Origin of the sequence: Micromonospora sp. CA-248089, from assembly GCF_050948515.1 — a bacterium.
In the GTDB taxonomy this organism is placed as follows: Bacteria; Actinomycetota; Actinomycetes; order Mycobacteriales; family Micromonosporaceae; genus Micromonospora.
The window spans coordinates 1,171,436-1,192,247 of record NZ_CP192016.1; the positions used below are offsets into that span (position 1 = coordinate 1,171,436).

The following is a 20,812-nucleotide window of genomic DNA, read 5'->3' on the forward strand; positions in this document are numbered from 1 at the left end:
GTCCCGGCGGCTTCCTAGCATGGACGGGTGACCAGCGCCGCCGTACCCGATCATCCCTGGCTCCTGCCGGGTTCCCTGGTGCCCACCCGGGCCGCCCGGCGGACGCCGCGCGACTGGTTCGTGGACGGCGTGCTGTTCGTGGCCTCGCTGCTCTGGGTGTTGATCACGCACGGCGACGTCACCAGCGCCACCCCGCAGTTCGGCCTCAACGCCGGTCCGGCCTGGCTGGAGGAGGCCGACCTGCTCGTCGGCCTGCTCGTCAGCGGCGCGCTCTGGCTGCGCCGCCGCTGGCCGGTCGGGCTGGCGCTGGCCACCGCGCCGCTGGTGTTCTTCTCGGTCACCTCCGGCCTCGCGCTGCTCGTCATCACGTTCACCGTGCTCGTGCACCGGCCGCTGCCGGTGGGTCTGGCCCTGGCGGCGTGGAACGTGCTGAGCCTGCCGGTCTACCTCGCCGTCCGGCCCGACCCGACGATGCCGTTCTGGGGTTCGGTGATCTGGACCGCGTTGTTCATCTGCGTGGTGGTGGCCTGGGCGCTGTTCGTCCGGGCCCGTCGCCAGTTGGTGCTGTCCCTGCGCGACCGCGCCGAGCGGGCCGAGGCCGAGCAGCAGCTCCGGCTCGACCAGGCCCGGCAGCTCGAACGCGGCCGGATCGCCCGGGAGATGCACGACGTACTCGCGCACCGGATCTCCCTGCTCAGCCTGCACGCGGGCGCGCTGGAGTTCCGGCCGGACGCGCCCCCGGAGGAGGTGGCGCGGGCCGCCGGGGTGATCCGGGCCAGCGCGCACGCCGCGCTGCAGGACCTGCGCGAGGTGATCGGCGTGCTGCGGGCCGAGGTCGGCTCCGAGGCGACGCCGGAACGGCCGCAGCCCACCCTGGCCGACGTGCCCGCCCTCGTCGCCGAGAGCCGCGACGCCGGGGTACGGGTCGGCGTGGTCGACGAGGTGAGCCAGCCGGAGGCGGTGCCCGCGGCGATCGGGCGCAGCGCGTACCGGATCGTGCAGGAAGGGCTGACCAACGCCCGCAAGCACGCGCCCGGGGCGGTGGTGACGGTCCGGCTGGCCGGCGGCCCGGGGCACGGGCTGGTGGTGGAGATCAGCAACCCCTGGCCGGTGGGCGGCCCGGCCACCGCGATCCCCGGCACCGGTACCGGCCTGGTCGGCATCGCCGAACGGGTCACGCTCGCCGGTGGCAGCCTGGAACACGGGCGGGACGCCGACGGCACGTTCCGGCTGACCGCCCGGCTGCCCTGGGCGGCGGACCGGTGAGCGCCCCGGTGCGGGTGCTCATCGTCGACGACGACCCGCTGGTCCGCGGCGCGCTGTCGATGATCCTCGGCGGCGTACCCGACCTGACCGTGGTCGGCGAGGCCACCGACGGCGCCGAGGTGCCGGCGGCGGTCGCCGCACACGCCCCGGACGTGGTGCTGATGGACATCCGCATGCCCCGGGTCGACGGGCTGGCCGCCACCGAGACGCTGCGTGCCACGGCCGAGCCGCCCGAGGTGCTGGTGCTCACCACCTTCGACGCCGACGAGCAGGTGCTGCGGGCGCTGCGCGCCGGAGCGAGCGGATTCCTGCTCAAGGACACCCCGCCGGCCGAGATCGTGGCCGCGGTGCGCCGGGTCGCGGCGGGGGAGGCGACGCTGTCCCCGGCGGTGACCCGCAAGCTCATCGCGCACGTGACCGGCACCGCGCCGGCGCCCGGCCCGGACCCGAAGCGGGAGCGGGCGGTACGACTGCTCGACGACCTTTCCGAGCGGGAGCGGGAGGTCGCGTTGCTGCTCGGGCGGGGCCGGACCAACGCCGAGATCTCCGCCGAGCTGTTCATGAGCGTGGCGACGGTGAAGGCGTACGTGTCGCGGCTGCTGACGAAGCTCGACCTGAACAACCGGGTGCAGGTGGCCCTGCTGGTCCAGGACGCCGGCCTCGTCTGACGCTCCGCGTGGCGGGATTGAACTGCTGCCGTCATCCGGCCGTACCAGTGGTCGAGGATGTGGTGCGGCCGTTCCGCCGCACCGCTGCCGAGCTGCGGGAGGCCTGCCGTGCGAGTTGGTGAGCAGTCGACGGACCCCATCGACCAGATCCTGGGCGAGGTGCCGGTACCGGCACCGTTGACCCCCGAGGACGTCCGCCTCGCGGTCCGGGCGGTGGTGGTGCACGCCGCCGAGGAGTGGCCCGCGGGGCCGAAGTGCCGCAACGACGGGTCGTCGTTCCCCTGCCGGTTGCATCGCTGGGGCCGGCGCGTGCTGGAGACACACGGTCTCAACGACCGCCAGATCGACGCGCTGATCCGGCACGGCAACCCGTTCGTGCACGTGCCCTTCCCGTTCGTGCTGACCGGGCCGTCCGGCGCCCGTCCGGCCGGTCAGGTCGCCCGTGCCGCCGGCCAGGCGGCGCGACCGGGCGTACCCGGACAGGTCGCGCGGCCCGGCGTACCCGGTCAGGCCGGACGTCCCGTACCGGGGCAGCCGGCGCGGGCGGTTCCGGGTCAGGTCGCCCGTCCCGCCGCCGCGGCGCAGGCGGCGCGTGGCCCGGTCCCGCGGGTCACCGCGCCGCCGGTGCGGCCCGGCCTGCGGCCCGTCGCCGGGCGGTCGGCTCCCGCCGCCCGGCCCCGCTGGCCGCGGGCGAGCTGACTCCCGCCACCAGTCCCCGGGCGAGCCGGCGCAGAGCCCTCGCCCGGTTCCGGGCACGTCGACCCCGGGCCCGCCCGGCCCGGGGCGAGCCGATCCTCGGGCCCGCCCGGCCCGGGTCGGCGGACGCCCGGCGCCCTGGTTCCGGTCGTGCCGACGCCCCGTCGCGGAGCGGCGTCGGCCGTGCCGGAGCATGCCGACGGCGGCCCGGCCGGGGAGCCCCCACCCCCGCGCCGGGCCGCCGTCACCGCGTTACTTGACCCCGCAGTCCGGGGCGGACCAGTCCCTGGTGTTCGGCACCTTGTCCCGGTTGTTCTCCCGCCGCGAGTCCACGTGCGTGTGGTCGTCGTGGTCCGGGTAGCCGGGGCCGTAGATGCCGCTGAAGCCCTGGTCCCGGGCGGACCGGGCGATGTCGCAGAGGCTGCGGTGCTTGGCGATCAGGTCGGCCGCGTTGCCGTACAGGTGCTGGCTGTCCGAGGCGCCGCCGACCTGCCGGTTGCAGGCGATGCTGCGGAACCCGCTGGTCACGTAGAGCGGCTTGTCGCCGAGGCTGCGCCGCAGCGCCTCCAGCTTCCACATGGTGCGCAGCGCGTTCTCCCGGGTGGCCGCCGAGGAGAGCGGCCCCCCGGCCCAGCCGCCCTTGCCGCAGCCGTTGTCCAGCTCGGCGTAGCTGAAGTGCTTCGGCGTGCAGTCGCTGTCCTTCTGCAGTTCGTAGATCTTGGCGAACGTCTTCGGTCCGGCCACGCCGTCGGCGCGCAGCCCGTACGCGGCCTGGAAGCGCTTGACCGCGGCGGCCGTCTCCGGGCCGTACACGCCGTCGACCCGGACGATGCCGCCGTACGCGGCCCAGCCGGCCACCCGGATCTGGAGCTGCCGGACCTCGGCGCCGGAGCTTCCCTGGGACAGCGTCCGGTTCCAGGTGTAGCAGCCGTCGGCGTGCGCCGGTGGCGCGGCCACGACTGTCGCCACGGCGGCCCCGGGCAGGGCCAGCGCGAACGCGACCGCCGCCCGCTTCAGGGTGTTGACGCGCACAGAGTCCTCCCGATGTCAGAGCGGAACTGGGGTTGGACGGGCACATCGACCGGTACGTCCCGTCTCTCTCACCGTGACAGGTACGAGGATTCTTCGTGGTGATTAGCCGAAATTGTTCTCACATCGGGCGTTTGCTGGATATTGCCTGTGAATAGTGCCTGTTTGCGTACGCGCCGCCGGGTGTCGCCTGTCGGAGGGGACCGGTAACGTCTGCTCCCGGATCCGGGCGGCGACCTCGACGGGCGGGGAGGTGGGCGTTGGCGCGTGGGGGCGTGTTCTGCGTCGAGGGGCAGTGGCACCGCGACCTCAACGAGCGAGGATCCGTCCTGCCCACGCTCGACCTGCTCGAACGGCTCGGCCGCATCCGCTACATCCACAAGGACGCGGCCACCCGCGACGAGCTGTTCTACTTCGTCGACAGGTGGCTGCTCAAGCAGTACGCGGACCACCGGGTCGGCTTCTTCGCCATGCACGGCGAGCCGAGCCGGCTCTGCCTCACCGACTGGGACTCGGTCGAGCTGACGGACGTGGCCGAGCGGATGGCCGGCCGGTGCGAGGGCCGCCGCCTCTACTTCGGCAGCTGCTCGGTGCTGCGCGCCTCCGACGCCACGCTGCGCGAGTTCCTCGACGTCACCGGCGCGGCGCTGATCTGCGGCTTCACGCGCGAGGTCGACTGGGTCGAGTCGGCCGCCTTCGAGACCGTGCTGCTCGACGTGCTCGCCAACGGTCAGCGCCACAACGCCGCCGAGGTGCGGATGCGCTCGGCGCACTGGGCACCGCTCGCCGCGTACCTCGGTTTCCGGGTGATCTACGCCAACGGCCGCGCGTGGCGGCCCTCGGCCCGCCCGCGCGTGCCCGAGCAGGTCACCGCGCAGCGGGCGGCCGGGCGTCCGCGCTGAGAACGACGGGCATGCCTGGTAGAACCGAGGGCATGGCACGCAGCATCGCGAAGAACACCCGGGTCGACCGGGACGCCCTGATCGAGTTCCTCCGCCCCCGCCACCACGTCGTGCTCATGACCACCCGCTCCGACGGCCGCCCGCAGTCCTCCCCGGTGGCCTGCGGCGTGGACGCCGAGGGCCGCCTGGTGATCTCCACCTATCCCGAGCGTGCCAAGGTCGCCAACGTCCGCCGCGACCCGCGCGTCTCCGCGTGCGTGCTCTCCGACGACTGGGACGGCCCGTGGGTGCAGGTCGACGGCGTGGCCGAGGTGCTCGACCTGCCCGAGGCGCTGGAGCCGCTCGTCGAGTACTTCCGCAGCATCTCCGGCGAGCACCCCGACTGGGACGAGTACCGGTCGGCGATGGTCGCGCAGGGCAAGTCGCTGATCCGCGTCACCATCGAGTCATGGGGCCCGATCGCCACCGGCGGCTTCCCGGCCCGGCTGGCCGGCTGAGCCGGATCAGTACGCCACCGTGAACCGGGTGTTGCCGAACCGCTGATTCTCGATCTCGTCGACGATCGCCACGGCCAGGTCTTCGTAGGTGAGCACCGAACGGCCCTGCGCGTCGGTGACCGGGTGGTCGGTGCCGGTGCGGTAGTGCCCGGTCCGCTCACCCGGGTGGAACTCCAGCGGCGGCGGGGACACGTACGTCCAGGTCACCCCGTCGGCGCTGGTGCGGTAGAACTCCAGCGCGTCGGCTTGGCCGTGCGCCGAGTCCCGGTACTCCTCCGGGAAGTCCGGCTCGTCCAGGTAGCGGGTGCCCTTCGGGGTGAGCAGCGTCGAGCCGCCGCCGACGTGGATCACCCGGGGCGGGTCCGGCAACTCACGCAGCGTGTCGACCAGTGTCCGCGCGGCGTCGCGCCACAGGTCCCGCTCGCCGCCGCCGATGGCCACCACCAGCACGTCCGCATCCTCGGCCAGTTCGCGTATGCTCCGCGCCGAGGTGGCGTCGCCGGTCACCGTGCGTACGCCGGGGGGTAGGTAGCCGACTGCCTCCGGACGCCGCACCGCCGCTGTCACCCGGTGGCCCCGCTCGACCGCCTCGGCGGCGATCCGCGAGCCCGCCGTGCCGCCGGCGCCGAACACGACGATGTCGCTCATGCCTCACAGGCTAGGCAGCCCACCGGCGGGCGGCGGGAGTTCCGCCGAACCGGCTCAGTCGACGAGCGACGAGTAGACGAGCTGGCGCAACTGGCCGCGCAGCGGGTACGTGCTCGACGGCATCAACTGGGTGAACAGCAGGGCGGTGACCTCCTCGACCGGGTCGACCCAGAACGCGGTGCTGGCCAGGCCGCCCCAGTAGAACTCGCCGACGCTGCTGGGCACCCGCGACGGCACCGGGTCGAGCACGACGGCGAAGCCCAGCCCGAAGCCGATCCCGTCGAGGATCGTCTCGGCGAAGCCCTCCGGCGAGAACGAGGCCAGATCCCGGTTGCCGGGCAGGTGGTTGCGGGTCATGAAGCGCACCGTGCGGGGGCCGAGCAGGCGCACCCCGTCCAGCTCGCCGCCGCGCAGCAGGAACTGGGTGAACCGGTGGTAGTCGGCCGCCGTGGAGACCAGCCCGCCGCCGCCGGAGTGCCACGTCGGCTCCGCCAGCGCGGCCCGGCCCACCCCGTCGGCGCGTACCGCCTGCCCGGTGGCCGGGTGCGGGGCGTAGAGCGCGGCCAGGCGCTTCGCGCCCGCCGCGTCCACCCACCAGCGGGTGTCCGTCATCCCCAGCGGACGCAGGATCCGCTCGGCGAAGAACGCGTCGAGCGACTGCCCGGACACCACCTCGACCAGGCGGCCCAGCACGTCGGTGGAGACGCCGTAGTTCCAGCTCGTGCCGGGCTGGAACAGTAGCGGCAGCCGGGCCAGCCCGGCCGAGGCCGCCGCCAGGTCCGCGCCCGGTGGCACGCCCAGGTCGAAGCCGGCCGCCCGGTACAGGCCGTCGACCACCGAGACCTGGGCGAAGCCGTACGTGAGGCCGGCGGTGTGGGTGAGCAGGTGCCAGATCCGGATCGGCTCGACCGCCGGCACGGTGTACGGCTTGAGCACCGAACCCCGGTCGTAGACGCGGACGTCGGCGAACTCCGGCAGCCAGCGGCTGACCGGGTCGTTCAGTTCGAACCGGCCCTCCTCCCAGAGCATCATCGCGGCGACCGAGGTGATCGGCTTGGTCATCGAGTAGATGCGCCAGAGCGTGTCCGGCTCGACCGGCGTACCGGCCTCCCGGTCCCGCAGCCCGTACGTCGAGGAGTGGGCGATCTCGCCCCGGCGGCTGACGACGATCTGCCAGCCGGCGAGCCGGCCGTCGTCGACGTACCGGGCGAAGTGCTCGTCGATCCGCGCCAGCCGGGCGGGATCGAAGCCGACACGGCCGGGGTCGGTGCTCACTGCGACACTCACGACGCGAACCTACCCGCAGGTATCGCGACCGGGAAGTGTCACTAGGGTCGGTGGCATGCCCGAGACGGTCGAGGACGTCACCTACCGCCAGGAGGACTGGTACGCCGAGGAGCTGGGCGACCGGCACTTCGTGCGGTGCGAGTTCTTCCACGTCGACCTGACCGAGGCGGTCAGCCGGGGCGCGGTCTTCACCGACTGCGTGTTCGGCAACGTGGCGTTCAACGCCTCCCGGCACACCGACTCGGCGTTCACCAGGTGCTCGTTCACCAAGTGCAACCTCTTCGAAGCCGAGTTCACCGGGTGCAAGCTGGTCGGCAGCACGTTCGACCGCTGCGACCTACGCCCCCTGCGGGTCGACCGGGGCGACTGGTCCTTCGTCACGCTCGCCGGGGCCGACCTGCGCGGGGCGCGGATCACCGACGTACGGATGCGGGAGGTCGACCTGACCGGCGCCGACCTCACCGGCGCGACGCTCACCGGCGTGGACCTCTCCGGCGCCCAGCTGCACGCCGCCAAGCTGATCCGGGCGGATCTGCGCGGCAGTGACCTGTCCGCGCTCGACCCGACGGCGGTGCAGCGTTCCGGCGCGCGGATCGACGCCGAGCAGGCCGTGATGCTGGCTCAGGCGCTCGGTTTCCAGGTCGGCTGAGTCCGCCGGGAAATGTGCCGCGGGTTGTCAGGTTTTCCGGACACACTCGGGCGCATGACATGGTGGTCCGATCTGGTGGCGGCCGAGCCCGAGTTCGCGGCGCGCGTACGCGCCCGCTTCGCGGTCCGCAAACACGGCACGATGGCGACGCTGCGGCGGGACGGCTCGCCGCGGATCAGCGGCACCGAGTTCGACTTCGGCGACGACGGGCAGCTGCGGCTGGGCAGTATGGCCGGCGCGCTCAAGGCGCGTGACCTGCTGCGTGACCCCCGGGTGGCGCTGCACAGCCCGACCGAGGACACGCCGCCGGACGACCCGTCCGCCTGGGACGGGGACGCGAAGATCGCCGGCCGGGCGCACGAGGAGCCGCCCGCCGAGGACGGCTCGCACCGCTTCCGGATCGAGCTGACCGAGGTGGTCCTCACCCGGGTGGGCGACCCACCCGACCACCTGCTGATCGAGAGCTGGCACCCTACGCGGGGCCTCCAGCGCCGAACCCGCCACTGACCCCCCGGGGCCCGCGCCCGCCCGCGCCCGCTCCCGTCGCCCGCCCGCCCCCGCCCCCGTCGCCCGCCCGCGCCTGCTCCCGTCGATCATGAAGTTGACGGCACTCCGCGCCCGAAATGTCCCCGCCAACCTCATGATCAACGGGGTTGGCGAGGCCGGGCGCGTCTGCCAAGCCGGGCCCGGGGGAGATCTTGGTAGGAAATGGCCCCTATGGGGGCCTGATTCTTCCAAGATCTTGTCCGCGGGAAGGGCTGGCGGGGCGTGGTGCGTGGGAATTGCGGGGGCCGATGGCCTTCTCCAAGATCGCGTTCTGTGTCATCCTCCCTACGGCGAGCCACGGGGCCGGGCCGCTCGCCGCCGGTGGCCGAGGAGGGTCGGTGGCTGAGGACGACATCGCGCGGACCGGAATCCGGGTCGGGGGTTGGCTGCCCACGCCGGACGAATCGACGGACGCACCCGAGCGCCCCACCGGTCCACGCCGCCTGCCCGGGGACCCTGACCCCGGCGCATCCCGGCCGGTGATGTCCCCGGACGCCGAGCGCTCACCCTCCGACGCGGACGGGCCGGCACCGCCGCTCGACCTGGATCCGCCCGGTACCGCTGTCTGGCCGCCTCCGCGCGCCGCCGGCCCGTCGGCTCCCGACCTTCCGGCCGCCGGCCCGCTCCCGACCGACATGCCCGCACCCAGCCTGCCCGCGCCGCCTCCGCTCGCCCCGGGCCCGCTTACCTCGGACACGCTCGCTTCGAGTCCGCCCAGCCCGAACACGCTCGCTTCGGGTCCGCCCAGCCCGGGCACGCTCGCGCCGGGGACGCGCGCTTCGGGTCCGATCGCGCCGGGTGTGCAAGCTCCGGGTCTGCTCAGCCCGGGTGTGCAAGCTCCGGGACCGATCGGCCCGGGTTCGATCGGCCCGGGACCACTCGTCTCCGGAGCGGCTGCGCCGGCCGGCCCCGAGTCACGTCCGAATCCGGCCGGCGGCCGGGTTCCGCTGGTCGGGCCGGCACCGATCGGACTGCACCTGTCCGCTCCGTCGCCGATCCGGCCGGGCACCACCACCCACGGTCCGGCCGGCCCGGCAGGAGCCGCCCACGGCCCGGCGAGCCCGGCACCGGCCGTCCCTGGCCCGGCGAGCCCGGCAGGCATCACCGACGACCCGGCAGGCATCAACCACGATCCGGCAGGCATCACCCACGATCCGGCAGGTGCCGCCCACGGCCCGGCCGAGCCGGACCCACCGGCCCAGGTGGAGGCGCGGCCGGGCCGGCACTCCGCCCCGGAGAGTCTGGCGGCGCGCCTCGCCGACCTGACCGGCGGGATCGGCGTCCGGCTGCGCGACGCGGCGCGGACGGCGCGGACCGGGCTGAGCCGGACGCCCGACGCGGCCCGGCCCCGGTCGATGCCCCGGTCACCCGGGTCGCGGCGGCCCGGGCCCGGCGTCGACGCCGGCGCGCGGTGCTGGCGGCGGTGGCCGTGACCGGGCTGGTGGCGGCGCTGGCGTACGCGGTCCGGTCGCCCGCGTCACCCTCGCGGGAGACCGCGCCGGTGGCGGCACCGACTGAGCAGGCACCCGGCGATCAGACGCCGGTCGCGCCGGTCACCGGCGACCCGGCCTCGCCCGGCGGGCCGCTGCTCGACGTGGACCTGGTGCCGCTGCCGGGGACGTTGTCGCTGACCGAGCTCGGTACGCGGGACTGGCGGCACTGGGGCGGCAATGGCGCGGACAGTTTCCATCGCAAGGCGAGCGGCAGCGGCGAGATCCAGGACCGGGGCGGCGAGCGGCTGGAGCACAACGCGGGTGCGTGCGATCTCCAGTGGACCGACGGCACGCCGACCGCGCGCCAGGAGGGCACCCGGGCGGGTGTCTTCCAGCGCGGCGCCGAGAAGAGCTTCACGCTGGGCGTGGCCGGGAGCGGGGATCTGCGGACGGTCCGGCTGTTCGTCGGCACGTTCTCGGCCGGCGCGCGGCTCGACCTGTCGTTGTCCAGCGGCGGCGATCCCGTCGTCCGCGAGGTGGCCCTCGCCGCGGGCGACCGCTTCTACCAGTACGTCATCCGCTTCCGGGCCGCCCCGGGGGAGCAGCTGCTGATCAGGTGGCGGGCCCTGGCCGTCCTCGGCGGGCAGAACGACGGGGTGGCGTTGCAGGCGATCACGGTAAGCTGAGCGGCCCGAGCCGCCGGCCCCGATCGCGGCCCCCAGGTAACGGACTGGAAAAACCCGTCACTCGACATATGGCGCAAAGGGTGACACCGTGAAGCCCGTCGCACACCAGTCGTATCCGGCGGTGTCGTGACCGAAGTGGAGGGTGTGGTGGGCCAGGAGGACCGTCCGCGTACCGGCCCCGGCTCGCATCGGCACGGCCTTCCGCGTACCCGGTCCGCGCTGCGCCGGCTGCGACGCCGGCGACGGCTGATGCTGGAAGGGCTGGCCGCGTTGCTCTGCCTGGCGGCGCTGGCGGTCTACCTCGGCGTCGAGCGGCACGACGCGCCGCGCGAGGAGCACGCCGGCCTGCCGGTGGCGCCGCCCGGCCGGGTCGGGCTGCCGAACGAGACCGACGACGCCGTCGTCAACCCGGGGCTGCGTCCCCGCCAGCGGCCACCGTCGCCGAGCCCGTCGCCGTCCACGCCGTCGCCGTCTCCGACGACCGCGCTGCCGCCGACCGTCACCGTGACCCGCGCCGAGGTGCCCGCCACCGTCGACCTCACCGCCGCAGGCCCCACCGACTGGGTCCACTGGGGGCTCACCGGCGCCGACCGGACGGTCCGCAAGCGGGGTGGCTCCGGCGAGATCCGCGACGAGGGCGGCCGCGGGCGGCGGGAGAGCTTCAGCAACAACCCCGAGGCGTACGCCTGGCGGGACGGCAACCCGGTCGCGTCGGCGAGCGGCACCATGTCCGGCGTCTACACCTGCCACCGGGGCAGCGGGTTCAACCTGGCGGTGGCCGCCGACGGGCAGCAGCGCACCGTCCGTCTGTACGCCGGGCTCTGGATGGCCCGTGGCCGCCTCGACGTGCGCGTCTCCGGCGGCGGCCCGGTGACCACGCTGCGGATGGAGGATCCGCACACCGCGCTGACCGCCGAGTTCACCGTGAAGTTCCGCGCGCCGCGCGGCGCGAAGCTGCTCCTGACCTGGACGGTCGAGGAGTCGCTGGGCGACTGCGGCAACGTCAGCCTCCAGGCGATGGCGCTGCGCTGAGCGGGGACAGTTTGTCCGTCGCGTACCGGGCCGGGCGTCGTACGTTTCGGTTGTCCCGTCCGACCATCCTCTGTGGAGGCCCGACCGATGACCGGCCCTGCCCCCGTCGCCCCCGCCCGCCCGCGCACCGAGGGTGACGTGCTGCGCGAGATCCCGATGCCGCCGTACGTGACGGTCGAGGACGTCCAGTTCGCGGTGCGGGCGGTGGTGGTGCACGCGCCGCGGGTCTGGTCGGGCGGGACCATCTGCCGCAACGACGCCAGCCCGCACCCGTGCCGCCTGCACGTGTGGGGCCGCCGGGTGCTCACCCTCCGCGGGCTGCCGTCGGCCGAGATCGACGCGCTCGTCGAGCGCGGCGACCCCGCTGCCGATCCGCGTCCGTACCGCCCCGGCGCCTGAGCACCGGGGCGGCACGGCCGGTCAGCAGAGCGCGGGCTTCACCCAGGAGCACTCCCGCCCCTCCGGTACGCGCGGCGACTCCGGCGCGGCCGGCACGGTGCGCCGGGCGGTCGCCGTCTCCTTCTCGGTGTACGACGCGAGCGCGATCGCGATCTGGTCCTCCAGTCCCTTCACCGACGAGGTGAGGTAGTTGTTCAGCACGATCGAGAAGGCGAGCAGCCGGCCGTCGGCGTCGGTGACGTAGCCGGAGAGCGCCGACGCGCCGGTCAGGCTGCCGGTCTTGGCGTGCACGTTGTTCGCGGCGGCGGTGCCGGCCATCCGGCTGCGTAGCGTCCCGCCCACGAACCGGTCCGGGTTGCCGGCCACCGGCAGGGCGGCGTACCAGGTGTCGAACCACGGTTCGGCGCGAACCGCCGAGAGCAGCGTGACGAACTGGGCCGGCGGGACGAGGTTGCGCCGGGACAGGCCGGACCCGTCGCGCTGGCGCAGAGTTCCGGTGTCCACTCCGGCGTCGCCCACGTACCCGCTGATCGCGGACAGCCCGGCGGCCCAGGTGCCGGACCCGGACAGCTGCCGGCCCAGTTCCTTGGTCAGCACCTCGGCGTGCCCGTTGTTGGAGAGCTTGAGGAACGGGACCATCAGGTCGGCCAGCGGCATCGAGTCGTGCCGGGCGAGCGGCTCGGCCGTGTCCGGGGTGGCGGTGCCGAGTACGGTGCGGCCGAGCACCCGTACGCCGTGCCGCCGCAGCGCGGAGCGGAACACGTCAGCGGCGTACCCGGTCGGTTCCCACACGGTGACCCAGTCGCTCTCGGCGGCCTGGCCGACGGCGATCTGGCCGGTGACCACCACGGTGTTGCCGCCGTGTTCGCGTTTGAACGAGATGGTGGTCTCGCCCTCGGTCACCGTCTCGGCCCGGTTGTCGATGCGCAGCCAGCCGTTGTCCGGCGTCATGGTGATCTTTGGCCGGGCGCCGGCCCGCGTTGCCGGTGCGGCGTGGACGATCACCGTTCCGGCGTCGTAGTCGGTGTCAGGAGCCACCGTCAGCGCGGAGACCTGGGCGGCGTAGTAGTAGGGCTCGTCGTCCCAGGTCCAGTCCGGACCGAGCCGGCCCTTGTCGTACCGGGTGTCGTCGGCGACCAGGTCGCCCGCGACGACGCGTACGCCCGCCGCGGCGACCTGCTGCGCGAGCCGGTCGTAGTCGGCGGCGAGGATGGTGGGGTCGCCCCCGCCGCGCAGGTAGAGGTCGCCGCGGAGCATCCCGGCGCGCCGGGGGCCGTCGGCGCCGACCTCGGTGGTGAAGCGGTGACCGGGGCCGAGCAGCTCCATCGCCGCCGCCGAGGTGAGCAGCTTGGTGTTGGAGGCGGGGATGAGCCGCCGGGTGCCGTTGCGGTCGTAGAGCGTGCGACCGGTGGCGGTGTCGACGACGACCACGCCTGCCTGCGCCCCGTTCAGGCGGCTGTCGGCGAGGACCGCGTCGATGGTGGCGTTCAGCCGGGTCTGCGCGGGGGTGGGCGCTTCGGCGGTGGCGGTGGTGGTGCCGGCGGCGGCCGCGGTGGCGACCAGCACCAGCGCCGCGAGCGCCCGGGGAAATAGGCGTCGATGCATGGACAGATGCTGCCACGGAGATTTCCTGCGGGAAAGGCCCCGGCATGAAAGGTTATTTGCGGGCCCCGGCGCAGGCGCCGCAAAGAAGGGGAGTTCCCGCTCCGGATCGGGGAAAACCCCAGTTCACCGGCGAGCGGCCGATGATCCCGTTCCGTTTGACGGATGGCCCGGCAGCGGGCACGGTGGGGGTGAGGGCGGTGGAACCGCTCTGTCTCCAGCGCGGCGAGACCGTGTCTCGCCCCCTTCCGGGTCGCGAGCCGACCGCGTGGGCCGTGTCGCCCGCGAAACCCGACATCCAGCCATGAGGAGTTCTGCCATGCTGACCATGACCGACAACGCCGTCCTGGTGATCCGTGACCTCGCCGCCCAGCAGGACGTCGCCGATGCCGGCGGGCTGCGCATCGCCGCCGACACCGACGCCGGTTCGCTCTCGATCGAGCTGGTGCCGCAGCCGGTGCAGGGCGACCAGGTGGTGGACACCGAGGGGGCGCGCATCTTCCTCGACTCGGACGCGGCCGAACTGCTGAACGACACGTCGGTGGACGCAGTCGTCGACGACGAGGGCGTGGTCCAGTTCGGGTTCACCGAGAAGGAGTGAGCTCAGCCGGCGCGCTGGTCCGGTTCCGGCCGGACCAGCGCGTCCAGCACATGCGCCAGATGATGCGAGGTGCTCCACGCGATCCAGTTGGCGGGTGAGCCCGCGCCGGCGCCTCGCCGGGCCCGTCGGACGACCTCGTGGTCGCCCCAGGAGAAGCCGGCCCCGGCCGGCGACCAGTGCGGCGCGGTGGTGAGCGTGCGGCACAGGTCGGCGAAGCGCTCGTCGCCCCGCCCGCCCCGCCGCGACCAGCGGTACACCCACCACGCGTCGTCGGCGGTCCAGCGCAGCGTCGGGGTCCGGTCGCCCGGTTCGTCCGCGTCGCGTACCGCGCAGCCGACGCCGTAGTCGCCGTACCCGAGGCCCAGGTCGGCCAGCCGCCGCCAGAGCGACCAGTCGTAGCGGTCCACCCGGACCGGCTCGTCCACCGGCAGCCGGGACAGCGACGGCGGCATCCCGCCCGCCGCCACCGTCACGGAGCGCCAGGCGTGCCGCCGGGCCCACTGCTCCGCACGCCGGATCCGCGGCTCGGCCAGCCGGATGTCGGCCTGGCAGCACACGTCCCCGGCGTCCAGCAGCAGGTCGCACTGCTCGGGCAGCAGGCCCGTCCCCCGCCACGCCCGTTCCGCAGCCGCCGTCGCGGCGTCCGGCCCGGCCCGGTCCGGGCCGACGCGCAACCGCACGACCGCGCGATGCGCCCAGGCCCGCGCCGCCGCGCCGTGCGCGGCGAGCCGCCGGTCGCTGTCCGCGAGGCCGATCACCGGCACCAGCGGTACGCCCCAGCGGACCGGATCGTGGTCCGTGGCGTCGGGCAGCGCCGACACGTCGACGGCGGGCAGCAGCCCGGCGGGCAGCCGGGTCAGAGCGTCCACGATGGACGGGGCGTGCGCCGGAACGTCGAGGACCGGTGCGAGCAACGCGGCGGAGGCGTCGTCGAGGCGGGCCAGTGCCTCCAGTTCGCCGCGACGCGCGGCCAGCACCGGCCGGTAGACCGTCGGTCGACCCCGGAGCGGCTGCACCATACTTCAATGTAGCCAGACGATTGCGCTGCGTCATGGCTTCCGGTCGGCTCCGATGCGACGCCCGGGCCGGAAACTGTCGGCGGAACCGGCCGCGCATCGCCGATCAGATGGACGTTTTAGCAGGTCAGAGGCGTCCATTGTCAGTGATCGGACAGTTCCCCGGCTGGTTGCCGGGCGGTGCCCCGACATAGCGTCGGAATCATCGAGGGGGACCGCCGACGATCGCCCGGACGCGTACGAACGCCTTCTGCCGGCGTACCGGCGGGAGAGAGGATCACCATGCCCAGCCGCAGAGCAAGGAGGGACACCACCGGCCAGCCGATCCCGAGCATGCGGGAGGCCGCGCGCGTCGACACCGAGATCAACTCGTGTTCGCCGGTCGGGCTGCCGGCCACCGCGCGCATGTTGTTCGCCGTGGTCGACGCCAACGGACGGCTCGTCCGCGGCCTCGGCGCCACCTCGGCCACCCGGCTCGCCGCCGGGATGTACCAGGTCGCGTTCGACCAGGACGTGGCCGGAGCGGCGTACGTCGGGACGGTCGGCCCCGCGACGGCGAACGGGCTGGTCCCGCAGGGCGTCATCACGGTGGCGCCGCGATCCGGCATCGCCAACGCGGTGTTCGTCGAGACGCACGGCGCGAGCGGGCACGCGGACCGGCCGTTCCACCTGGCCGTGCTGGCCTGACCGGACCCGCAGACGAGCGCACGGCGCCGCACGACCTCCGGTCGTAACGTCGCCGCGCTCCGGCCGTCTCCCACCACCGCAGCCGTACGGCGGTACGCCGGCGGGGACCTGGCTCGACCGGCCAGCTCGCACCGGTCTTGTCGGCAGCACATGCCCCTTCTCCGGGGATCCAAACCGGATCGGCGTGGGGAATTCCACCATCTGCGACTCCCGGCGTGGCGGGCGCGTGATCGGGGTATGAGCGGGCCATGGAGCATTTCACGATCGCGACCGTCGCCGAGAAGAGTCCCGACTTCCGCCGCGTGCTCTGGACCGGGGAGCACACCCAGCTGGTCATCATGACCATTCCGCCGGGCGGCGAGATCGGCGAGGAGGTCCACGAGGGCATCGACCAGATCCTCACGTTCGTCAGCGGCACCGGCGAGGCGCGGGTGGCCGGGGAGAAGAAGGAGGTCGTCTCCGGCGACCTGGTGGTCGTGCCGGCCGGCACGAAGCACAACTTCGTCAACACCGGACCGAACCCGCTGGTGCTCTACACCGTCTACGGCCCGCCGGAGCATGCCGACGGCGCGGTGCACAAGACGAAGGAGGAGGCGGACGCCGCCGAGGAGGCGGGCGAGGACGAGCCGCCGACGTCCTGACGCCCGGTGCGCACGTGTTAAGCGGGGGCCCCTGCTCTACCGGAGACGTTAATAAGGGGCCCCTCCTTGCACCAGGCCCGGATACTTGACACCGGCGCCGGTGTTGAGCACCACCACGCGCTCACCGGGCCTGATCCAGCCGCCCGCCCGCAGGTGCCGCGCGGCGGTCAGGCAGGCCGCGCCCTCCGGGCAGAGCAGCAGCCCTTCCCGGGCGGCGAAGTCCCGCAGGTCGGCGAGGATCTCCGCGTCGTCAACGGCGACCGCGGTGCCGGCGCTGTCCCGCAGCGCGGACAGGACCAGCTCGTCGCCGAGCGGGGCCGGCACGGTGATGCCGAACGCGACGGTACGCGCGTCCTGCCACGGGGTGGCGCGCTCCTCGCCCGCGGCGAACGCCCGCACGATCGGCGCGCACCCGGTGGACTGCACCGCGACCAGCCGGGGCAGCCGGTCCTCCACCCAGCCCAGCTCGCGCAGCTCGTGCAGCGCCTTGTGGATGCCGATCAGTCCGACGCCCCCGCCGGTGGGATAGACGATCACGTCGGGCACCTGCCAGCCGAGCTGCTCGACGATCTCGTACCCCATGGTCTTCTTGCCCTCGAGGCGGTACGGCTCGCGCAGCGTGCCGGCGTCGAAGATCCGTCCGTCCGCCCCGGCGATCAGCGCGGCGATCTCCCGGCCCGCGTCGTTGATCAGGCCGTCGATCAGCCGCAGGTCGGCCCCGGCGGCGAGGCACTCCTCGCGGCAGATCGTCGGCGCGGCCAGCGGCATGGCGATCGTCGCGCCCATCCCGGCCCGCGCCGCGTACGTGGCCCAGGCCGCACCGGCGTTGCCGTTCGTCGGCATGGCGATCCGCTCCACGCCCAGCTCCCGGGCCCGGCTCACGCCCACGGACGCGCCGCGCGCCTTGAACGATCCGGTCGGGGTCAGCCCCTCGTCCTTGACGATCAGGTCCGCGATGCCGATCTCGTGGCCGTACGCCGGCGCCCGCCACATCGGCGTCCAGCCCTCGCCGAGCGTGGTGACGAACCGGGGATCGGCCACCGGCAGCAGTTCCCGGTAGCGCCACAGGTCCGCCGGGCGCAGCCCGAACTGCTCCGGGGCGACGGTGGCGGCCACCGCGGCGAGGTCGTAGCGGGCCAGCAGCGGCGAGCCGCAGGCGCACAGGTTCTGCACCACGTCGGCCGGGTGTTCACTGCCGCAGCGCGGGCACTCCAGGTGCGTCAGGTGCACGGTGGTCCTCAGCTCGCGTCGATGCTCAGCCAGTGCCGGCTGCGCCGGCCCGGCTCGTACGGGGAGTCGAGGCGTTTCGCCACCACTCCCGGGAGCCCCTGCTCACGGGCGGCCCGTAGGGCGTCCGCGCCGACTCCCGGGAACCACGGCGGAGTCTGCCAGTGCGGACCGGCGAGCGCCAGACCGTCGAGCAGGTCACGGCGTTGCGCGTACGGCACGTCGAGGCTGGACACGCCCTCCAGCCAGAGCAGGTCGACGGCGAGGAACTGCCCGTCGCGCCGGGTCGGCGGCCGGACCCGCCCGGCCGGGTCGATCCGCACGAGCACACCGTCGATCACCGCCTCGGCCGGGGCCAGCGTCTCGGCCATCGCCCGCGCCCACGGGTAGTCCCCGGTGACCTCCGTGTCGTCGCCGTCGAGCAGCCGCAGCCGGCCGCCCGAGACGTACGCCATCGCCCGTACGCCCGCCCAGCGCAGCTCGTACCCCCAGGCGTCGGCGTCGCGCGGCAGCCGTCCGCCCTCGGTGGCCAGCATCGGGCGGACCAGGTCGGGCATCGGCGTCCAACCCTCCGGCGCCGGGTCGGTGCGCCTGACCATCCAGTCCCGGCCCCGGCCACCAGTGGCGAACAGCACGTACCGGCCCTTCGTGCGCTCGCCGTCGAGCACCACGATCACCTCGTCGTCGCGCCACTTCTCCGCGCGGTAGGTGCCGGTGTCGTGCACGATCATCCGCCCGCCGCCGTACTCGCCGGCCGGGATCTCCCCGTGGAACGTGAGGTATTCCATCGGGTGGTCCTCGGTGTGCACGGCGAGGTGGTTGCGACCCGGGTCGCGGGGCAGGCCGCGCGGCACCGCCCAGGAGGCGAGCACGCCGTCGTGCTCCAGGCGCAGGTCCCAGTGCAGGCTCCGGGCGTGGTGCTGCTGGATGACGAAGCGGGGTGCGCGCCGCGCGGACCGCTTCCGCCCGGAAGCCCGCTCGGGCACCGGTTCCGGGGTACGCGCGGCGTCCCGTTTGCGCCGGTACTCGTCCAGCCGGTCCGCCATCCCCGCATCCTCCCCCAGACGCGCCGTGCGCGCCGGGATGCCGGTGTGTGTGCGACGAACCGGGGTAGAACGGGGGACATGGACAGCGACCAGCCCACCCTTCCGCTCACCGGCGACGTCCGGATCCCGCTGCTCGGCTTCGGCACGTGGCAGGCCACCGGTGAGGCCGGCTATCAGGCCGTGCTCGCCGCGCTCGACGCCGGCTACCGCCACATCGACACCGCCACCATGTACGGCAACGAGAAGGAGGTCGGGCGGGCGGTCAAGGAGAGCGGGCTGCGCCGGGAGGACGTCTTCATCACCACGAAGCTGCCGCCGGACCGGGTGGGCCGGGAGCGGGAGACCATCGAGGCCAGCCTGGCCGCCCTGGACACCGACTACGTCGACCTGTGGCTGGTGCACTGGCCGCCGTCCGCGCCCGGCGACAGCATCCCGGTGTGGCGGGAGATGCTCGCCGCGCGGGACGAGAACATGGCGCGCACGGTCGGGGTGAGCAACTACTCGATCGGGCAGATCGACGAGCTGATCCAGGCCACCGAGGAGACGCCCGCGGTCAACCAGATCCGCTGGAGCCCGTCGCTGTACGACAGGCAGACGCACGTCGCGCACCGGGACCGGGGGGTGGCGCTGGAGGGGTACAGCCCGTTCAAGACAAGTGATCTGTCCGACCCGGTGCTGGTCCGCATCGCCCAGGCGCACGACGTGTCCCCGGCTCAGGTGGTGCTGCGCTGGCACATCGACCACGAGATCGTGGTCATCCCCAAGTCGGTCACGCCGGAACGCATCCGCGCCAACGCCGACGTGTTCGGGTTCTCGCTCACCGACGAGGAGATGCGCGACATCGACGCCCTCGCCGGCTGAGGCGTACGCACGGAAAGGGCGCGGTCCGCAGCGGACCGCGCCCCTTTCGCGTGTGCGGTGATCAGCCGCGGGCGCAGGTGGAGCCGTTGAGCGTGAAGCTGCTCGGTGCGGAGTAGCTGCCGTTCAGCGTCGCCTGGTAGCCGAAGCTGGTGGACGCCCCGGGCGCCAGCGTGCCGTTGTAGCCGGCGTTGCGGGCGGTCACCGCGGAGCCGCTCTGGCTGACAGTGGCGTTCCACGCGTTGGTGACGGTCTGCCCGGAGGGCAGGTTGTAGTTGAGCGTCCAGCCGTTGATCGTGCCGGAGCCGGTGTTCTTGACCGTCACGTCGGCGGTGAAGCCGTTGTTCCAGACGTTCGCCGCCTTGTAGGTGACGGTGCAGGACGCGCCGCCCGACGGCGGGGGCGTGGTCGGTCCGGGCGAGGTCGGCGGCGGGTTGGAGCCGGTGTTGACGTTCTGCGAGAACGAGTTGACCGCCAGCCCGACGCCGCCCTGCCACGGCTCGAAGCCGGCCTGGATGCTGGTCAGGTACCAGTCGTTCGTGATCGCGCCCCGGTTACGGGTGTCGTTGATGAACGCCAGCGCGTCGAAGCTGAAGCTGGGGATGGCCGACGGCGACAGGTACGAGATGACGTTGTTGGAGCCGTTGCTGCCGCGCCAGACCTCCCAGGTGCGGCCGGCGATGGTGGCGGTGCCGACCGGCGAGCCGATGGGCTGGATCGAGCCCTGCCGGTTGAGCCAGATCATGATCTCCATCTGGTTCACGCCGTCGCGCTTGGGTGACGGGTCGAGCCAGATGTCGTACGACGCGTTGAAGATCGCGCCGCTGACGTAGTTGTAGCTGATGCTGGACGGCGCGCTGCTGATGTTCTTCACCTGCACCGGCAGGTTCGTGCCGGGCGAGCAGTTGGTGTAGTGGCAGCCCACGAAGATCGACGGGTACGCGACCGGCGCCCCGTTGGTCGGCGCGGAGCCGTCCGCCCGGGTGATGGAGAAGCCGGTCGAGGTGACGTTGATGCACTGCTGGGCACTGGTGCCCCAGCGGTTGTTCTGCACCACGTACTTGCCGCCGATCGTGGTCGAGCCGTACTGCTCGCAGATCTGGGTGTCGGCGGAGGCGGTGCCGCCGAGCGCGACGGCGACGAGGGTGCCGGCGGCGAGCAGTCCGGCCGCCGCGATGGCCCTGAGTGGACGCTTCATGATGCTCCTTGGCTCGGCGCGGGGACGGCGCCGGTTCGGTCGGTGGTACGGGCGGGAGCGCTCCCACGGTGCAAGGAACACATTTACATGTCTCGAATCATTGCGCAAATGCGCCGAGCTCGTTAACGCTCCGCGTCCGGCCGGTGGCGCGCGAGGGTGCCGCGGCCGCCCCCTTCCCCCAGATGGATGCGGGATTCC

At 73.5% G+C, this 20,812-nt stretch carries 23 protein-coding genes; 15 read left to right on the forward strand and 8 right to left on the reverse strand.

The window, feature by feature from the left end; all coding sequences use genetic code 11:
• The first annotated feature begins 27 nt into the window (after positions 1-27).
• The 3 genes from ACQP26_RS05800 (at position 28) to ACQP26_RS05810 (ending at position 2,633) form a co-directional block, all read left to right on the forward strand.
• Positions 28-1,266 (forward strand): sensor histidine kinase, encoded by a 1,239-nt coding sequence (locus tag ACQP26_RS05800; protein WP_269701835.1) that lies wholly within the window; start codon positions 28-30, stop codon positions 1,264-1,266.
• A gap of 59 nt (positions 1,267-1,325) precedes the next feature.
• The gene (locus ACQP26_RS05805) at positions 1,326-1,934 is read left to right on the forward strand and encodes a response regulator (RefSeq protein WP_433496092.1); all 609 of its coding nucleotides are present in this window, start codon (positions 1,326-1,328) and stop codon (positions 1,932-1,934) included.
• A 108-nt stretch (positions 1,935-2,042) separates the two neighbouring features.
• Positions 2,043-2,633 (forward strand): hypothetical protein, encoded by a 591-nt coding sequence (locus ACQP26_RS05810; RefSeq protein ID WP_281578869.1) that lies wholly within the window; start codon positions 2,043-2,045, stop codon positions 2,631-2,633.
• A gap of 249 nt (positions 2,634-2,882) precedes the next feature.
• Here ACQP26_RS05810 and ACQP26_RS05815 read toward each other — a convergent pair whose 3' ends face one another.
• Positions 2,883-3,662, reverse strand: coding sequence for a D-Ala-D-Ala carboxypeptidase family metallohydrolase (locus ACQP26_RS05815; protein ID WP_269701830.1), 780 nt, complete (start codon positions 3,660-3,662; stop codon positions 2,883-2,885).
• A gap of 257 nt (positions 3,663-3,919) precedes the next feature.
• Here ACQP26_RS05815 and ACQP26_RS05820 point away from each other — a divergent pair, with 257 nt between their 5' ends.
• On the forward strand, positions 3,920-4,561 hold the full coding sequence (locus ACQP26_RS05820) for a DUF6642 family protein (RefSeq protein WP_269701828.1): 642 nt from the start codon (positions 3,920-3,922) through the stop codon (positions 4,559-4,561).
• Between the two features lie 32 nt (positions 4,562-4,593).
• Positions 4,594-5,058, forward strand: a complete 465-nt coding sequence (locus tag ACQP26_RS05825) for a PPOX class F420-dependent oxidoreductase (RefSeq protein WP_269701826.1) — start codon at positions 4,594-4,596, stop codon at positions 5,056-5,058.
• A 6-nt stretch (positions 5,059-5,064) separates the two neighbouring features.
• Here the strand turns inward: ACQP26_RS05825 and ACQP26_RS05830 are convergent, their stop codons facing one another.
• Together ACQP26_RS05830 and ACQP26_RS05835 are read right to left on the reverse strand one after the other, a co-directional pair.
• Positions 5,065-5,706 carry an NAD(P)-dependent oxidoreductase gene (locus ACQP26_RS05830; RefSeq protein WP_433495154.1) on the reverse strand — a complete coding sequence of 214 codons (642 nt, stop codon included), beginning with the start codon at positions 5,704-5,706 and terminating at the stop codon, positions 5,065-5,067.
• Between the two features lie 54 nt (positions 5,707-5,760).
• The gene (locus tag ACQP26_RS05835; protein WP_269701822.1) at positions 5,761-6,993 is read right to left on the reverse strand and encodes a serine hydrolase domain-containing protein; all 1,233 of its coding nucleotides are present in this window, start codon (positions 6,991-6,993) and stop codon (positions 5,761-5,763) included.
• A gap of 55 nt (positions 6,994-7,048) precedes the next feature.
• On the opposite strand from ACQP26_RS05835, the gene ACQP26_RS05840 reads away from it, so the two are divergent.
• From ACQP26_RS05840 to ACQP26_RS05865, 6 genes are all read left to right on the forward strand, one after another.
• A complete protein-coding gene (locus tag ACQP26_RS05840) occupies positions 7,049-7,642 on the forward strand; it encodes a pentapeptide repeat-containing protein (RefSeq protein WP_281578867.1) in 594 nt (197 codons plus the stop codon).
• Between the two features lie 54 nt (positions 7,643-7,696).
• Complete coding sequence (locus ACQP26_RS05845) at positions 7,697-8,149, forward strand: pyridoxamine 5'-phosphate oxidase family protein (protein ID WP_269701819.1); 453 nt, start codon at positions 7,697-7,699, stop codon at positions 8,147-8,149.
• An 869-nt stretch (positions 8,150-9,018) separates the two neighbouring features.
• Positions 9,019-9,621 carry a hypothetical protein gene (locus tag ACQP26_RS05850; RefSeq protein WP_433495155.1) on the forward strand — a complete coding sequence of 201 codons (603 nt, stop codon included), beginning with the start codon at positions 9,019-9,021 and terminating at the stop codon, positions 9,619-9,621.
• Positions 9,612-10,307, forward strand: a complete 696-nt coding sequence (locus ACQP26_RS05855; RefSeq protein WP_433495156.1) for a hypothetical protein — start codon at positions 9,612-9,614, stop codon at positions 10,305-10,307. The genes ACQP26_RS05850 and ACQP26_RS05855 overlap by 10 nt, the downstream gene beginning before the upstream one ends.
• Before the next feature lie 126 nt (positions 10,308-10,433).
• The gene (locus tag ACQP26_RS05860) at positions 10,434-11,339 is read left to right on the forward strand and encodes a hypothetical protein (protein ID WP_269701817.1); all 906 of its coding nucleotides are present in this window, start codon (positions 10,434-10,436) and stop codon (positions 11,337-11,339) included.
• Between the two features lie 87 nt (positions 11,340-11,426).
• Positions 11,427-11,738, forward strand: a complete 312-nt coding sequence (locus tag ACQP26_RS05865; RefSeq protein WP_281578865.1) for a hypothetical protein — start codon at positions 11,427-11,429, stop codon at positions 11,736-11,738.
• A 21-nt stretch (positions 11,739-11,759) separates the two neighbouring features.
• On the opposite strand, the gene dacB is transcribed toward ACQP26_RS05865, so the two are convergent.
• Positions 11,760-13,343: a D-alanyl-D-alanine carboxypeptidase/D-alanyl-D-alanine endopeptidase gene (dacB, locus tag ACQP26_RS05870; RefSeq protein WP_269701815.1), complete on the reverse strand. Its 1,584-nt coding sequence runs from the start codon at positions 13,341-13,343 to the stop codon at positions 11,760-11,762.
• Between the two features lie 316 nt (positions 13,344-13,659).
• Here dacB and ACQP26_RS05875 point away from each other — a divergent pair, with 316 nt between their 5' ends.
• The gene (locus ACQP26_RS05875) at positions 13,660-13,941 is read left to right on the forward strand and encodes an iron-sulfur cluster biosynthesis family protein (RefSeq protein ID WP_269701814.1); all 282 of its coding nucleotides are present in this window, start codon (positions 13,660-13,662) and stop codon (positions 13,939-13,941) included.
• A gap of 2 nt (positions 13,942-13,943) precedes the next feature.
• Here the strand turns inward: ACQP26_RS05875 and ACQP26_RS05880 are convergent, their stop codons facing one another.
• Positions 13,944-14,960, reverse strand: a complete 1,017-nt coding sequence (locus ACQP26_RS05880; protein WP_433495157.1) for a beta family protein — start codon at positions 14,958-14,960, stop codon at positions 13,944-13,946.
• Positions 14,961-15,239: 279 nt separating this feature from the next.
• On the opposite strand from ACQP26_RS05880, the gene ACQP26_RS05885 reads away from it, so the two are divergent.
• Positions 15,240-15,644, forward strand: coding sequence for a hypothetical protein (locus ACQP26_RS05885; protein WP_269701812.1), 405 nt, complete (start codon positions 15,240-15,242; stop codon positions 15,642-15,644).
• A 248-nt stretch (positions 15,645-15,892) separates the two neighbouring features.
• On the forward strand, positions 15,893-16,285 hold the full coding sequence (locus tag ACQP26_RS05890; protein WP_013284343.1) for a cupin domain-containing protein: 393 nt from the start codon (positions 15,893-15,895) through the stop codon (positions 16,283-16,285).
• Between the two features lie 48 nt (positions 16,286-16,333).
• On the opposite strand, the gene ACQP26_RS05895 is transcribed toward ACQP26_RS05890, so the two are convergent.
• Together ACQP26_RS05895 and ACQP26_RS05900 are read right to left on the reverse strand one after the other, a co-directional pair.
• Positions 16,334-17,515: a threonine synthase gene (locus ACQP26_RS05895; RefSeq protein ID WP_269701811.1), complete on the reverse strand. Its 1,182-nt coding sequence runs from the start codon at positions 17,513-17,515 to the stop codon at positions 16,334-16,336.
• Between the two features lie 8 nt (positions 17,516-17,523).
• Entirely contained in the window at positions 17,524-18,558 is a 1,035-nt protein-coding gene (locus tag ACQP26_RS05900) for a DNA polymerase ligase N-terminal domain-containing protein (protein WP_281578863.1), read from the reverse strand.
• 78 nt (positions 18,559-18,636) lie between these two features.
• On the opposite strand from ACQP26_RS05900, the gene ACQP26_RS05905 reads away from it, so the two are divergent.
• A complete protein-coding gene (locus ACQP26_RS05905; RefSeq protein ID WP_433495158.1) occupies positions 18,637-19,419 on the forward strand; it encodes an aldo/keto reductase in 783 nt (260 codons plus the stop codon).
• Between the two features lie 61 nt (positions 19,420-19,480).
• Here ACQP26_RS05905 and ACQP26_RS05910 read toward each other — a convergent pair whose 3' ends face one another.
• On the reverse strand, positions 19,481-20,614 hold the full coding sequence (locus tag ACQP26_RS05910) for a GH12 family glycosyl hydrolase domain-containing protein (protein ID WP_281578862.1): 1,134 nt from the start codon (positions 20,612-20,614) through the stop codon (positions 19,481-19,483).
• Positions 20,615-20,812: the final 198 nt, after the last annotated feature.